The sequence below is a fragment of the Kitasatospora sp. NPDC001119 genome (assembly GCF_053598475.1).
On the sequence record NZ_JBSFKI010000025.1, the window covers coordinates 37,251 to 51,058 of the forward strand.

A 13,808-nucleotide genomic window follows, 5' to 3' on the forward strand; every position below is an offset into this window, starting at 1 on the left:
GTCCATTAACCTTGAGGGAGACATCCCCGGCCGTCCGCCTGCCCAGGCTCCGGCTCCCATGCTCAGAGAGAGGTTCGCCCGTGGACACTGCCGACCGAGCGCACGCCCCGGTCGTCGTCGCCATCGACGGACCTTCCGGCTCCGGCAAGTCGACCGTCTCGCGGGCGGTCGCCGCCCGGCTGGGCCTGAGCTTCCTGGACACCGGCGCCATGTACCGGGCGATGACCTGGTGGATGCTGGTCAACGAGGTCGACGTCGAGGACCCGGAGGCGGTGGCCGTCGCGTGCGGCAAGCCCGTCATCGTGTCGGGGACGGATGCCGACGGCCCCACCATCACGGTGGACGGCCAGGACGTGTCCGGCCCGATCCGCGGCCCCGAGGTGACCGCCAAGGTCAGCGCCGTGTCCGCGGTGCCGGCCGTACGGTCCCGACTGGTGGACTTGCAGCGCGGCTGCGCCGAGGTCGCCGAGCGCGGCATCGTCGCCGAGGGCCGGGACATGGGGACCGTGGTGTTCCCGCAGGCCACCGTCAAGGTCTTCCTGACCGCCTCCGTGGAGGCCCGGGCCGCGCGCCGGGCGGCCGAGCTGCGGGCCAAGGGCGTGGACGAGGCGACCATCACCGCGATGGCCGCCGACCTCGCGCGCCGCGACGCCGCCGACTCCTCGCGGGAGACGGCCCCGCTGGCCCAGGCCGCGGACGCGGTGCTGGTGGACACCAGCGAGCTCACCCTGGAGCAGGTGATCGACCGGATCGCCGGGCTGGTGGAGGAGCGGGCCGGGCTGTCGTCGGTCTGACCGACCGATCGGCCGATGGTCCGACCGACTGATCGGCTGATCGGCCGACCGGACATCGGACCGGCGCTGATCGACCGGGTACCGGAGCGGCCGTGGAGGCCGGTCCGACCCACTGAACGAACCGCGGGCCGTCGAGGCGCCGCGGCGGAAACCATCGCGCTGCCCCGAGCGGGGCAGGTACGCACGGCACGCCCCTGGGAAGGGCCGGGCCGGGAAACGGAACAGACGAACATGACCGCAGAGCACGACACCGCCGATCACGGCGGGCTGGACGCCGCCGACTACGCCGAGTTCATGGCCCTCGCGGCCGAGGAGGGCATCGACCTCGACGGCTTCGACGCCGAGGACGGCGGCGCGCACGTCCGGCTGCCGGTGCTGGCCGTGGTCGGCCGCCCGAACGTCGGCAAGTCGACCCTGGTGAACCGCATCATCGGCCGCCGCGAGGCCGTCGTCGAGGACAAGCCGGGCGTCACCCGCGACCGGGTCACGTACGAGGCCAGCTGGAACGGCCGCCGCTTCAAGGTGGTCGACACCGGCGGCTGGGAGATCGACGTCCTCGGCATCGACGCCATGGTGGCCGCCCAGGCCGAGCTCGGCATCGAGCAGGCCGACGCGGTGCTGTTCGTGGTGGACGCCAAGGTCGGCGCCACCGACACCGACGAGGCCCTGATCAAGATCATCCGCCGGGCCGGCAAGCCGACCGTCCTGTGCGCCAACAAGGTCGACGGCCCCTCCACCGAGGCCGAGGCCGCCTACCTGTGGTCGCTGGGCCTGGGCGAGCCGTACCCGGTCTCCGCCCTGCACGGCCGCGGCTCCGGCGACCTGCTGGACGCCGTCATGGACGCGCTGCCCGAGGCCCCGCCGCAGACCTTCGGCGACGCCGCCCCCGGCGGCCCGCGCCGCATCGCGCTGATCGGCCGGCCCAACGTCGGCAAGTCCAGCCTGCTGAACAAGGTCGCCGGCGAGGAGCGGGTCGTCGTCAACGAGCTGGCCGGCACCACCCGCGACCCGGTCGACGAGATGATCGACCTCGGCGGCAAGACCTGGAAGTTCGTGGACACCGCCGGTATCCGCCGCCGGGTCCACCTGACCGCCGGCGCCGACTTCTACGCCTCGCTGCGCACCTCCTCCGCGCTGGAGAAGGCCGAGGTCGCGGTCGTCCTGATCGACGCCAGCGAGACCCTCGCCGAGCAGGACACCCGGATCATCTCGATGGCAGTCGAGGCCGGGCGCGCCGTCGTCGTCGCCTACAACAAGTGGGACCAGCTCGACGAGGAGCGCCGCTACTACCTGGAGCGCGAGATCGAGCGCGACCTCGTCCAGGTGCAGTGGGCCCCGCGGGTCAACGTCTCGGCCAAGACCGGCCGGCACATGGAGAAGCTCGTCCCGGCGATCGAGACCGCGCTGGAGGGCTGGGAGACCCGCATCCCGACCGCGCGCCTGAACGCCTTCCTCGGCGAGCTGGTCGCCGCCCACCCGCACCCGATCCGCGGCGGCAAGCAGCCGCGTGTCCTGTTCGGCACCCAGGCGGGCACCCGTCCGCCGCGCTTCGTGCTGTTCGCCTCGGGCTTCCTGGAGGCCGGCTACCGGCGCTTCATCGAGCGCCGGCTGCGCGAGGAGTTCGGGTTCGTCGGGACGCCGATCTCGATCTCGGTGCGGGTCCGGGAGAAGCGCAAGAAGAAGTAGTAGGAGCAGCAGCAGTCGGTAGGACCGGTCGGTCCGCCGACCGACGGCCGGAGGGCCTCGCCACGGTGGTGGCGGGGCCCTCCGGCGTGTCCGGGGTGGGTTTCCCGGTCGGGGCCGGTCCGGGGTGCGGGCCGGGTGTCAGCGGTGGTCGATGGTGGGGCCCGGGGGGAGGGAGAGCATCTGGCGGTGGCGGCCGCCGCTGGACGGCGCGGGGGCCAGACCGGTGGCCGTACCCATCACCGGGGAGGGCGCGGGCGGCGCCGGCGGTGCGGGCGCGGGCACCGGCATCGGGTGCGGAGCCGCGCCCAGGTAGCCGGCCGCGACCCAGCCCTGACCGTCGGTGAACTGGGCGGTGGGGATGGCGGGTTGGTCCTGGACGGGGGCCGGGGCGGCGGGGCCGAGGTTGTCGCCGGTGGGGGACTCGGGGTGGTGGCCGTGGTGGTGGCCAGTGCTGTGGGTGCCGGGGTGGGCGCTGCTGGTGTGACGGCCGGTGTGGCTTCCGGCGTGCGTGCCGGGGTGGCCTCCGCCGGTGTGGTTGCCGGTGTGGGAGTTGCTGTGGGGAGTGGCGTGGCCGCCGGTGTGGCCCCCGCTGTGGCTGTGCTGCTGGCCGCCGGTGGGGCCGGAGCCGTGGTGCTGGGAGCCCGGCATGAACTGGGGGAGGCCCGGCGTCTGGCCCGGGAGGGTGTGGAAGGTCTGCTGCTGGGGCGGGTACGGGCGCTGCTCGCCGTGCAGCGGGTAGCTGTCGCGGACCGCGAAGCCGGTGAACTTCAGGTCCTCCTCGTTCGAGCGGTCACCGGGCAGGGCGCGGAAGAGGCGCCGGAACTCGGAGTACAGCTCGTCGTAGATCGGCGTCGCGGAGTGCGGGTGCTCGGCGTCGTACGAGGGGCGCATGCCCGGGATCGAGCGCGAGGCGCTGGCGGACCGGCCGGGGGACGCGGAGACGTCGTAGCTGTACACGTAGGGGCCAACGAGCGAGAGGGGCGGGGGATGCGGGCCCTGGGGGCGGGGGTGCGCCTACACGCCGGAGTGCGCAACGGGTGCGCGCGCCGGGCGGGGTGTGGGCACGCCAGGGCGGGCGCGGGCACGGCGGAGTGAAGCGGGGAGCGCAGGGCGCGGGCGGGGTGTGGCGGGGTGTTCCCGGGCATGGCGCGCGGCTGGGTGTCGCGGGCGTGCGCCCGCCGGACGGCTGCCGTGGGGTGGGAGGCGGCCGTCCGGCGGGTCGGGGCGCGGAGCCGGATCAGGTGCCGGCGAGCGGGAGGGAGGCGGCGACCACCTGGCCCAGCGCCACCGCCCGTTCCAGCGCCTGGCGCAGCAGGTCCTCGCGGGGCTGCCGGCCGACCATGCCGGCCGGCACGGCGTACATCGTCACCTCGGAGAGCTGGCTCGCGGCCATCCGCCAGGCGTCGGTGACCTGGAGCGGCTGGTGCGCCTGCCACCAGCCGGTGCTGCCGCCGGCCGCGGCGGGCTGGAGGATCGCGTGCAGCTTGCCCATCGCGACCAGGACGGACCAGCCGGGCAGCTGGTCCGGGGTCTCGTCGAGGTCGGTGACGGGCTGGAAGCCGGCGTCCTGGAGCAGGTCGAGGAACTCGTCCTCGCCCGAGGTGCTGCCGGGGCGGCCGACTGGTCCGGTCGGCTCGACCACCAGCGAGGCGTGCCCGACCTTGCCGTGCAGGACCAGCCCGCAGGTGATGCCGAGGATGGCGGCCTGGCCGGGGGCGGCCGGCTGGGTCGGGGCCGGGCCGACGGGCGCGGCCGGGGCCGGCGCGGGGGCGCTCGGCGCGGCGGCGGGGACGGCGAGGTCCGGGCCGCCGGGTTGGGTCTGGCTGATGCTGCGGACGGCGCCCGCCAGCTGCTCCTCGGAGACCGGGACGACCTGGGAGGGGATGCAGCGGGCGTGTGCGAAGGCGAGGACGGCGGTCTCGTCGCCGACGAACAGCACGGTGCTGGTGGGCTCCACGTGCGTGTCGCCGGGGGTCCGGCAGGAGGTGCACTCGTAGCCGTCGGGGGCGCGGTCACCACCTAGCAGGCGGTCGGCTTCGTCGTCGCCGATCTCGGACCGGACCTCGTCGCTGACGTCGAGCATGCGCGGCACAGGGTCTCCTCGGATGGGTGTGGATGGGGTGCTGGGGCGGACACGGAGAGGTCGCCATGCCCAACGGGCCCTTGTGTCAGGCGTCACGGGTGCCCCTGGAGGCTGACGTGAATTGCCTCGGATCCGACCGCACCGCGTGTTCTCGTGGTCGCAATCTGTCGATGTCGGTGCCGGGACTGCCGGAATCAAACAGTGAGGTGAGTCACGGAGTCCGGATGTTTGATCTAGGAATCGACGGTTAAAGCGGACAATTCGGGCATGATTGCATGGTCGTTACCGCCGGTAACCCTTGGCTGAGCTGGGCAGACCGTCGAAGTTTTGGATTCCCCGTCGACCGGCTCGTAGCTTCTTGGACGGCGCAACGAGCGCCACCCGGGTTCACCCCCGACGCACAGCCCCCCGGTCCGCCGGGCGTGGCAGGTGCCCGCCGACGCGATCGCTCGAACACGTCGTCGGCGAGCGGCTGGGTGGCCGGGGCGGCAAGCGGCACGTCCGACACGTGCCCGGCCGCCCGACGGACGCAGCGAGTGATCACGGCCCTTCCCGGGGTCTGGTTCCGCATGCCCGCCCGGGGCTGTCGAGAGGAACCTCATGACCTTCCGTAACGAGACCGCCGCTGCCACCACCTCCACCGCCACCAAGCGCAACCGCGTTCGGATGGCTGTCGTGGCGGGCGCCGCTGTCGCGGCCCTGCCGGTGGCCGGCCTCGTCACGGCCACCTCGGCCTCCGCCGCCTCCGTCTCCACCTGGGACGCCGTCGCCCAGTGCGAGAGCGGCGGCAACTGGGCCATCAACACCGGCAACGGTTTCTACGGCGGTCTGCAGTTCACCTCCAGCACCTGGGCCGCGTTCGGTGGCACCGCCTACGCGTCGCAGGCCAACCAGGCCACCAAGGCGCAGCAGATCGCCGTCGCGGAGAAGGTCCTCGCCTCGCAGGGCCCGGGCGCCTGGCCCGTCTGCTCCGTCAAGGCCGGCCTGACCAAGGGCGGCGCCCCGGCCGCCGTCGACACCTCGGCGGGCTCCGCCGCCGGCTCGACCGCCGCCAAGTCGGCGCAGACCCCGAAGCCCGCCGCCAAGCCGGCCGAGGCCCCGAAGGCCGCGCCCAAGGCCCAGGCCGCGCCGAAGGCTCAGGCCGCGCCGAAGAACGACGCCGCCGCGCCGAAGGCTGCCGCGCCGAAGGCTGCCGCCCCGAAGGCCGACGCCCAGAAGTCCGCGCCGAAGGCCGACCAGGGCGCCAAGTCCTGGAACCGCTCGAACGACGCCAAGCCGGCCAACAAGGGCGACTACACCGTCAAGGCCGGTGACACCCTGAGCTCCATCGCCGCCGCGCAGGGCCTGGACTGGCACGACCTGTACCAGAACAACGCCAAGGTCATCGGTGGCAACCCGGACCTGATCTTCCCGGGCCAGACCCTCAGCATCTGAGGTCTGCCCAGCTGAGGCCTCCTCGAGCACGTGAGGCCCCGTGCGCGGTCGGCGTCGGCTGCCCGGGGCTCACCGTGCCGGTGCCCGACCGGGTGCCGATGTGCTGATCTGTTCATGCGCCGATCTGTCGGTGCGTCGGCTGTCGGTGTGTCGACGTACGGATGTGCGTACCGATGTGCACGGCTTTCACGGCCGCTTCTCCGCCGCGCGGGTTCCTCCGCCGGCCGGGGGAGCGGCCGTCGGCGTTCCCGCGGGCGGGAGTCGGGGGCGCGCGGGAGTGTGCCCGCCGTCGGCGGCGGCCGGGCTGGGCGCGGGGCTGGGCCCGGGTGGGCGCGGTGCGGGAGGATGGTGGGGTGATCCAGGGCGAGCTGTTCGGTGATCCGGGCGGGTCCCCGGGCGCGCGCGAGCGCTCCGAGCCGGCCCCCGGCGCCGTCCTGCTGCCCGGCTGGCTGGACCTCGACGCGCAGCGGCGCCTGGTCGCCGCCTGTCGGGAGTGGGCCCGCCCGACGGCCGGTCTGCACGCCGTGCGGATGCCCACCGGCGGGATGATGTCCGTCCGGATGGTGAGCCTCGGCCTGCACTGGTACCCGTACGGCTACCGGGAGGTCGCCGAGGACGGCGCGCCCGTCAAGCCGTTCCCGCGGCTGCTCGGGGACCTGGCGCGCAGGGCCGTCGCCGAGGCGTACGGGGCCGCGCTGGGGGAGGTCGCGGGGGCGGCGTCGTACGCGCCGGACATCGCGATCGTCAACCACTACGCGCACGGCGCGAAGATGGGCCTCCACCAGGACCGCGACGAGCGGGCGGACGCGCCGGTGGTCTCGCTCTCGCTGGGCGACGGCTGCGTCTTCCGGCTGGGGAACACCGAGACCAGGACCCGGCCGTGGACGGACCTGGAGCTGCGCAGCGGCGACCTGCTGGTGTTCGGCGGCCCGGCCCGGTTCGCGTACCACGGGGTGGTGCGGACGCTGCCGGGGACGGCCGATCCGGCGCTGGGGCTGCTCGGGCGGCTCAACATCACGGTGCGGGAGTCGGGGCTGGGGGCGTAACCGGAGGTCGTGCGGCCGGTGGGGGCCTCCTGGCCGACCGGGCCGTCCCGTCCGTCACCTGCTCGTCGGCTCGCCTACTCGTTCGAGTGAACTGGGCGTTCCGGACCGCTGCGCGGGAATGACCCGGGTCGCCAAAGGATTCGATTGAGCTGGAGAATTGTTCGGAGTCCGGAGAGGAAACGTGCCCATGGGTACCCCCGTCGACGACCTTGTCGATCTGCTCGACCTTGAGCAGATCGAACTCAACATCTTCCGTGGGCGCAGCCCCGAGGAGGCGCTGCAACGGACGTTCGGCGGCCAGGTCGCCGGGCAGGCGCTGGTCGCGGCGGGGCGCACGGTGGACGACGAGCGCCCGGTCCACTCGCTGCACGCCTACTTCCTGCGCCCCGGGGTCCCCGGCGTGCCGATCGTCTACCAGGTCGACCGGATCCGTGACGGCCGGTCCTTCACCACCCGTCGGGTGCTCGGCATCCAGGGCGGCCGGTCGATCTTCGCCCTCACCGCCGACTTCCACAGACCCGAGGAGGCCGGCATCGAGCACCAGTACCCGATGCCGCCCGTCGCCGCCCCCGAGGACCTGCCCAGCGCCCTGGACGAGGTCGGCTCCCGGCTCGGCGAGCTGCCCCCGTTCATCAGCCGCCGCCAGCCCTTCGACATCCGCTACGTCGACCGGCTGCGCTGGACGAAGGAGGAGCTGGAGGGCGTCGAGGCGCGCAGCGGCGTCTGGCTGCGCACCAACGGCCCGCTGCCGGACGACCCGCTGATCCACGTCTGCGCCCTCACCTACGCCAGCGACATGACGCTGCTGGACGCCGTCCGCGCCCCGGTCGAGCCGCTGTGGGGCGAGCGGAGCTTCGACATGGCCTCGCTCGACCACGCGATGTGGTTCCACCAGCCGTTCCGGGCGGACGACTGGCTGCTGTACCAGCAGGAGTCCCCGATCGCGCACGGCGCGCGCGGCCTGGCCCGCGGGCAGATCTTCGACCGGCACGGCCGGCTGGTGGTGTCCGTGGTGCAGGAGGGGCTGTTCCGTCCGCTGAAGCGCCGCGAGGGGTAGGTGTGTGGCCGGAGTGGTGCCCCATGTTGTGCCCGGTGTCGGCGCGTTGCCGCCGTGTTGCGGTTTCGGCGACATCGGGCCGACGGGAATGATCCGTCCGCGCGGACGGTGTTGTGGATGACGGAGGACGGGCGGCCCGAACAGCGGGCCGTCCACGGACCGACCGGGAGGGTGGACCGATGACGGAGACGGCCGCGGAGGACTGGAAGCACTGGAGTGACGGCCGGGCGGCGTCGGTGAGCGCGCAGCACGGCCAGCTCGCACTCACCGGCACGCACTGGCTGGAGCCCGAGCCCGCCGAGATCCCCGGCCTGCCCGGGCGCTGGTGGGCCGACGCCGAGGGTGTCCGGGTCCGGGCGGCGGCGTCCGACGGCATCACGGTCGACGGCGCCGACGCACCGGTGGACGGCGAGGCGCTGCTGCGCCCGGACAGCGACCCGGCCGCCGACACCGCCGTCCTGGGAGGCCTGCTGCTCGTCCCGATCGAGCGCGAGGGCGAGCTGGCCCTGCGGGTCTTCGACCCGGCCGCACCCCGTCGGACGGCGTTCGCGGGCATCTCCGCCTTCCCGTACGCGCCCGAGTGGGCCGTGCCCGCCGTCTTCACCCCGTTCGAGGACGACGGCGCCCGGTCGGTCGTCGTCCCGAACGCCGACGGCCGGGAGCGGCCGCTGGCCGTCTCCGGGCAGATCGCCTTCACGGTGGCGGGCGAGCACCGCACCCTGACCGTCAGCCGGTCGGGCGATCGGCTCAGCGGCGTGATCGCGGACACGACCAGCGGCATCGACACCTACCGCTTCCGCTTCATCACCCTGCCCGCGCCCGACGCCGAGGGTCGTACGGTCCTCGACCTCAACCGGGCCTACCTGCCGCCGTGCGCCTTCTCGGACCACTTCATCTGCCCGTTCCCGCCGCCGGGCAACCGGCTGGACTTCGCGGTGGAGGCGGGGGAGAGGCAGGTGCTGAGCCGGTAGCGGGGGCCTCGCGGGCGGGGGCGGGGCGTCGCGGGCTTCGCTGGGGCGGCCCCGGTGCGGGGACGTCCGGGGGCGGAGCGGAGCATGAGGGACTATGTCGAACAATCAACATTCCATGCCGTCCCCCGCGCCCGGCCCGTCCTCCGTGCCCTCCGCCGCTGATCCCGAACCCGAACCGGAACCCGGACCGGGGGACGGACCCGGGGTAGGGGACGGACCCGGGCCGGAGGCAGCCGCCGGCTCCCCCTGGTACCGGCGGGCCTTCGCCGACCTCAGCCCGCTGCGCGACCACCCCGACTACCGCCGGGTCTGGGCCGGGCAGGCCGTCTCCTCCATAGGCCAGCAGATGACGGCCGTCGCCGTCTCCGTCCAGGTCTACGACCTGACCGGCTCCGCCTTCGCGACCGGCCTGGTCGGCATCTTCTCCCTCGTCCCGCTGGTCGCCTTCGGCCTCTACGGCGGCGCGATCGCCGACACCGTCGACCGGCGCCGGCTGGGCCTGCTCGGCTCGGCCGGTCTGGCGGTCGTCTCCGCCGCCCTGGCCGCGCAGGCGCTGGCCGGCCTCGGCCTGGTCGCCGTCCTGTACGCCGCCGTCGCCGTCCAGGCCGGCTTCTTCGCGATCAGCTCGCCCGCCCGCTCCGCGATGATCCCCCGCCTGGTGCCCAGCCACCAGCTCCCGGCGGCGAACGCCCTGAACACCGTCAGCATGAACCTCGGCCTCACCGTCGGCCCGATGCTCGGCGGCGTCCTCATCGGCGCCTACGGATCCCAGGCCGCCTACCTGGTCGACACCGTCGCCTTCACCGGCACCCTCTACGCGATGTGGCGCCTGCCCGCCATGCGGCCGCTCGGCGAGCGCAAGGGCCGCGCCTCCGTCCTCGACGGCCTCCGCTTCCTGCGCGAGCAGCCCAACCTGCGCACCAGCTTCCTCGCCGACCTGGCCGCGATGGTCTTCGGCATGCCGCGCGCCCTCTTCCCGGCCATCGCGGTCACCTTCTACGGCGGCGACGCCGGCACCGTCGGCCTGCTGGTCTCCGCCCCGGCCGTCGGCGCCCTGATCGGCGCGCTCTTCTCCGGCTGGGTCGGCCGCGTCCACCGCCAGGGCGTCGCCGTCCTCGCCGCCGTCGCCGCCTGGGGCCTGGCCATCGCGGCCTTCGGCGCCCTCCACAACCTCTGGCTCGGCCTCCTGCTGCTCGCGGTCGCGGGCTGCGCCGACACCGTCAGCATGATCTTCCGCAACACGATGATGCAGGTCGCGGCCCCGGACGAGATGCGCGGCCGCCTCCAGGGCATCTTCATCGTGGTCGTCGCCGGCGGCCCCCGCCTCGGCGACTTCGAGTCCGGCACCGTCGCCGCCCTCACCAACCCCGCCACCTCCGTGATCACCGGCGGCCTCGCCTGCGTCGCCGCCGTCCTCCTCCTCGCCGCCCGCCGCCCCGCCTTCCTCACCTACGACGCCCGCCACCCCACCCCCTGACCCACCCCACCCCCCGAACCTGGCAGCGAGCACCCCCCGACGTGCTGTATTGTTTTCCACGTCGCCGGGACAACCGGAGACAAGGTCGAGAAGCCCACAGCAGAGCCCCCCAGGCCCCGCTGCAGGCACCGAGACCACGGGACGTGGCGCAGCTTGGTAGCGCACTTGACTGGGGGTCAAGGGGTCGCAGGTTCAAATCCTGTCGTCCCGACGTGAGTCGGAAAGGCCGTTGGCCGGGCTAATGCCCAGGTCAACGGCCTTTTGCGTGACGTGGCATCAGATTCGGCGAGCATTCGTTCGTATACGCTTGGGGACCGGGTGGGGACCAGGCGGCCCCAAAGTGGTCGAATCTGGGGGGTGAGCCCCCCTAGGGGGCGTTTCCGGCCCCGAAATTGACTACCTACGGTGACAGATGCCGAATCGTTACCAATGGCTTTTCGATACCTCATGGCGCAATCCAGCCATATTTTCGGGCAGTTGAGCGACCGCCTTTGAATCTGTCAAGACGTCAGACGATTTCGTGACCTTGCGTCGGAGGCGTCTCGCGGCTCCTCCTGGACGCGTCCGCGCGCCAGCCCGGGCTCTTCCTGCTACCCGTGATCATCTACGCACAGTGATTGTCGCCGAGGCGGTGCGGGTGGGAGAAGCAGCCGACGACCAGGAGGAGACACACCGTCGCCGCGCGGGGCGGACAGGTAGGCGATGCGCTCACCGGCTGTCGGCTAGGCACATTCCTGGCTGCATGAGGACTGCGAGCTGCTGCTTGCCGTGGCCTAGGCTCTGAGCACACCCCCGGCCGCGCGGGGCGACTATCTACGACCACGCGTCGCTGATGGAGAACAAGGGCACACCCCCGGCCGAGCGGGGCGGACCGGATCATGAGGACGACCATGTCGAGCTCGATGGACACACCCCCGGCCGCGCGGGGCGGACGAAGTCCCGTGCTAGCGGGACGGCGTGGGTTGGGGTGCACCCCCGGTTGATCGGGGCGAACTGGTCGTGGTCACCGTGTGGCTCCTTCCGACTCGGCACGTCCCGGAGGCGTGGGGCGGTTACCTGATCGCAGCCATCACCCGGCACATCGCTGGTACACCCCCGGCCGCGCGGGCTGGCCGGGCCTGCGGCATGCACTCCACATCCGGCGCCGGCACACCCCGAGCGCGCGGGACGGACTCCGCCGGCATGTCGTCCTGGTAGCGCTTGGCGGGCACATTCCCGGCTGCGGGGCGGACTGGATCAGGCTCATGACCTTCCCCGGGAACCACGACACACCCCCGGCCGGGCGGGGCAGACCTTTTGGACACCATAAACGGGTACGGAACTCAGGGCACACCCCCGGCCGCGCGGGGCGGACCAGCCGAAGGCGCACGAGTACGCCTGGATGTCGGGCACACCCCGGCCGCGCGGGGCGGACCAGCGGAGGAAGCGCCGCTGCGGGGCGACCGGCGGTACACCCCCGGCCGCGCGGGGCGGACACCCGCGAACCTCGGTAGATCGAGCCGTCCAAGGGCACACCCCCGGCCGTGCGGGGCGGGCCAAGTCCTGGACCTTGAGGAGCTCGCGCAGCGCCGGCACACCCCCGGCCGCAGGGCGGACTTCGCCGCGCTGCTGGTCTACGGCTTCGTCCACGGCACGCCCTCGGCCGAACGGGGCGGACAGTGTGGTCGGTGCCCCATTCCGGCCAGAGTCGGGCACACCCCCGGCCGGGCGGGGCGGGCGAGGGCAAGACCATACCCACTGGCTACAAGGCGGGCACACCCCCGGCCGCGCGGGGCGGATGCCCTGGACACGGAAACCACGGGTCTCGACGTCGGCACACCCCCGGCCGCGCGGGGCGGATGCCCTGGACACGGAAACCACGGGTCTCGACGTCGGCACACCCCCGGCCGCGCGGGGCGAACCTCGGGGTCTATCTCGATTGACTCTCTGTGGAGGGCACACCCCCGGCCGCGCGGGGCGGATAGTGCCTCGAAGTTCACGTTGACTGCACATGGGGGCACACTCCCCGCCGCGCGGCGCGGATACCCCGTCGGGGGATGTGGTGGTGGTGCGGGGCACACCCCCGGCCGCGCGGGGCGGATCAGGAGGTGGGGCGCAGGGCGTGGGTGGTGCGGGGCACACCCCCGGCCGCGCGGGGCGGACCACTGGGGCGGGGTGCTCGCTCCGCTCGGGCAGGGCACACCCCCGGCCGCGCGGGGCGGACTTGCGCTCCCTGAGCGTGACGAACTGGGCCATCGGCACACCCCCGGCCGCGCGGGGCGGACTTGCGCTCCCTGAGCGTGACGAACTGGGCCATCGGCACACCCCCGGCCGCGCGGGGCGGACTGGGCCGGGTGGGCTTCCAGGAATTCGGCGGCCGGCACACCCCCGGCCGCGCGGGGCGGATGGGCGCGGGCACTTCGCCGACTGACCGGCCTCAGGCACACCCCCGGCCGCGCGGGGCGGATTCCGAGTGGCCACGGAAGGCTGTTCCCGGCACAGGCACACCCCCGGCCGCGCGGGGCGGATCTCGTCAAGGCCGATCTCCGCGTGGTCGCCGAGGGCACACCCCCGGCCGCGCAGGGCGGATAACGGCGTCAGCGGCTGGGCCGGCTGGGCCGCCGGCACACCCCCGGCCGCGCGGGGCGGATCGCCAAGGACAAGGCGGGCAGCACCATGTCCAGGGCACACCCCCGGCCGCGCGGGGCGGATGACGCAGCCGAATGCGACGGACCTCAAGGGGAAGGCACACCCCGGCCGCGCGGGGCGGATGTCCTGGTGGGCCGGGGGTCCGTCTACGACGCGGGCACACCCCCGGCCGCGCGGGGCGGATCTATCTGCTTGCCTGCCATCCGCGCAACTCCCCGGCACACCCCCGGCCGCGCGGGGCGGATCCAGGGCGACGGTCTTGGACCCGGTGATCACGGGGCACACCCCCGGCCGCGCGGGGCGGATGTCGGCGCATCGGCGCAGGTCGGGAGCAGGGAGGGCACACCCCCGGCCGCGCGGGGCGGATGCCGCGGTGTCCGCGTGCTGCTTCAGCGGGCGGGGCACACCCCCGGCCGCGCGGGGCGGATCTCCGCGCGTCGCTGCGGGGCCCCCTCCGCGCGGGCACACCCCCGGCCGCGCGGGGCGGATCCCAACTCACCTGAGGAGAAGGAGAAACCACGGGCACACCCCCGGCCGCGCGGGGCGGATCGATGAGCCCGGTCCGCCTGCACCGTCCGCCGGGGCACACCCCCGGCCGCGCGGGGCGGATCAGGCCGGAGACGGAAACAGGC

At 73.8% G+C, this 13,808-nt stretch carries 9 protein-coding genes, 1 tRNA gene and 1 CRISPR repeat array (1 of these 11 only partly in view); of the genes, 8 read left to right on the forward strand and 2 right to left on the reverse strand.

Annotated elements, in window-relative coordinates:
• The first annotated feature begins 80 nt into the window (after positions 1 to 80).
• A complete protein-coding gene (cmk, locus tag ACWDD9_RS28170; RefSeq protein ID WP_049658412.1) occupies positions 81 to 794 on the forward strand; it encodes a (d)CMP kinase in 714 nt (237 codons plus the stop codon).
• Positions 795 to 1,025: 231 nt separating this feature from the next.
• Positions 1,026 to 2,480 carry a ribosome biogenesis GTPase Der gene (gene der / locus ACWDD9_RS28175; RefSeq protein ID WP_049658414.1) on the forward strand — a complete coding sequence of 485 codons (1,455 nt, stop codon included), beginning with the start codon at positions 1,026 to 1,028 and terminating at the stop codon, positions 2,478 to 2,480.
• 138 nt (positions 2,481 to 2,618) lie between these two features.
• Here the strand turns inward: der and ACWDD9_RS28180 are convergent, their stop codons facing one another.
• Positions 2,619 to 3,437: a hypothetical protein gene (locus tag ACWDD9_RS28180; protein WP_449813056.1), complete on the reverse strand. Its 819-nt coding sequence runs from the start codon at positions 3,435 to 3,437 to the stop codon at positions 2,619 to 2,621.
• A gap of 280 nt (positions 3,438 to 3,717) precedes the next feature.
• Positions 3,718 to 4,572: a hypothetical protein gene (locus ACWDD9_RS28185; RefSeq protein ID WP_449813057.1), complete on the reverse strand. Its 855-nt coding sequence runs from the start codon at positions 4,570 to 4,572 to the stop codon at positions 3,718 to 3,720.
• Positions 4,573 to 5,163: 591 nt separating this feature from the next.
• Between ACWDD9_RS28185 and ACWDD9_RS28190 the strand changes: the two genes are divergently transcribed.
• The 6 genes from ACWDD9_RS28190 to ACWDD9_RS28215 all read left to right on the forward strand — a co-directional run bounded on the left by ACWDD9_RS28190 (position 5,164) and on the right by ACWDD9_RS28215 (position 10,759).
• Complete coding sequence (locus tag ACWDD9_RS28190) at positions 5,164 to 5,997, forward strand: transglycosylase family protein (protein WP_449813058.1); 834 nt, start codon at positions 5,164 to 5,166, stop codon at positions 5,995 to 5,997.
• Between the two features lie 356 nt (positions 5,998 to 6,353).
• On the forward strand, positions 6,354 to 7,043 hold the full coding sequence (locus tag ACWDD9_RS28195; protein WP_449813171.1) for an alpha-ketoglutarate-dependent dioxygenase AlkB family protein: 690 nt from the start codon (positions 6,354 to 6,356) through the stop codon (positions 7,041 to 7,043).
• A 187-nt stretch (positions 7,044 to 7,230) separates the two neighbouring features.
• A complete protein-coding gene (locus ACWDD9_RS28200) occupies positions 7,231 to 8,100 on the forward strand; it encodes an acyl-CoA thioesterase (protein WP_117490115.1) in 870 nt (289 codons plus the stop codon).
• 179 nt (positions 8,101 to 8,279) lie between these two features.
• Positions 8,280 to 9,071, forward strand: coding sequence for a DUF1684 domain-containing protein (locus tag ACWDD9_RS28205; RefSeq protein WP_449813059.1), 792 nt, complete (start codon positions 8,280 to 8,282; stop codon positions 9,069 to 9,071).
• A gap of 115 nt (positions 9,072 to 9,186) precedes the next feature.
• On the forward strand, positions 9,187 to 10,548 hold the full coding sequence (locus ACWDD9_RS28210) for an MFS transporter (protein WP_449813060.1): 1,362 nt from the start codon (positions 9,187 to 9,189) through the stop codon (positions 10,546 to 10,548).
• A gap of 137 nt (positions 10,549 to 10,685) precedes the next feature.
• A tRNA-Pro gene (locus ACWDD9_RS28215) sits at positions 10,686 to 10,759 on the forward strand.
• 2,573 nt (positions 10,760 to 13,332) lie between these two features.
• Positions 13,333 to 13,808: a CRISPR direct-repeat array (repeat unit 28 nt; unit sequence GGCACACCCCCGGCCGCGCGGGGCGGAT) (it continues 344 nt past the right edge of the window).

Coding starts and splice junctions, on each gene's coding strand:
- der (WP_049658414.1), top strand. CDS start 1,026: ATGACCGCAGAGCACGACACCGCCGATCACGGCGGGCTGGACGCCGCC.
- ACWDD9_RS28190 (WP_449813058.1), top strand. CDS start 5,164: ATGACCTTCCGTAACGAGACCGCCGCTGCCACCACCTCCACCGCCACC.
- ACWDD9_RS28200 (WP_117490115.1), top strand. CDS start 7,231: ATGGGTACCCCCGTCGACGACCTTGTCGATCTGCTCGACCTTGAGCAG.
- ACWDD9_RS28205 (WP_449813059.1), top strand. CDS start 8,280: ATGACGGAGACGGCCGCGGAGGACTGGAAGCACTGGAGTGACGGCCGG.
- ACWDD9_RS28210 (WP_449813060.1), top strand. CDS start 9,187: ATGCCGTCCCCCGCGCCCGGCCCGTCCTCCGTGCCCTCCGCCGCTGAT.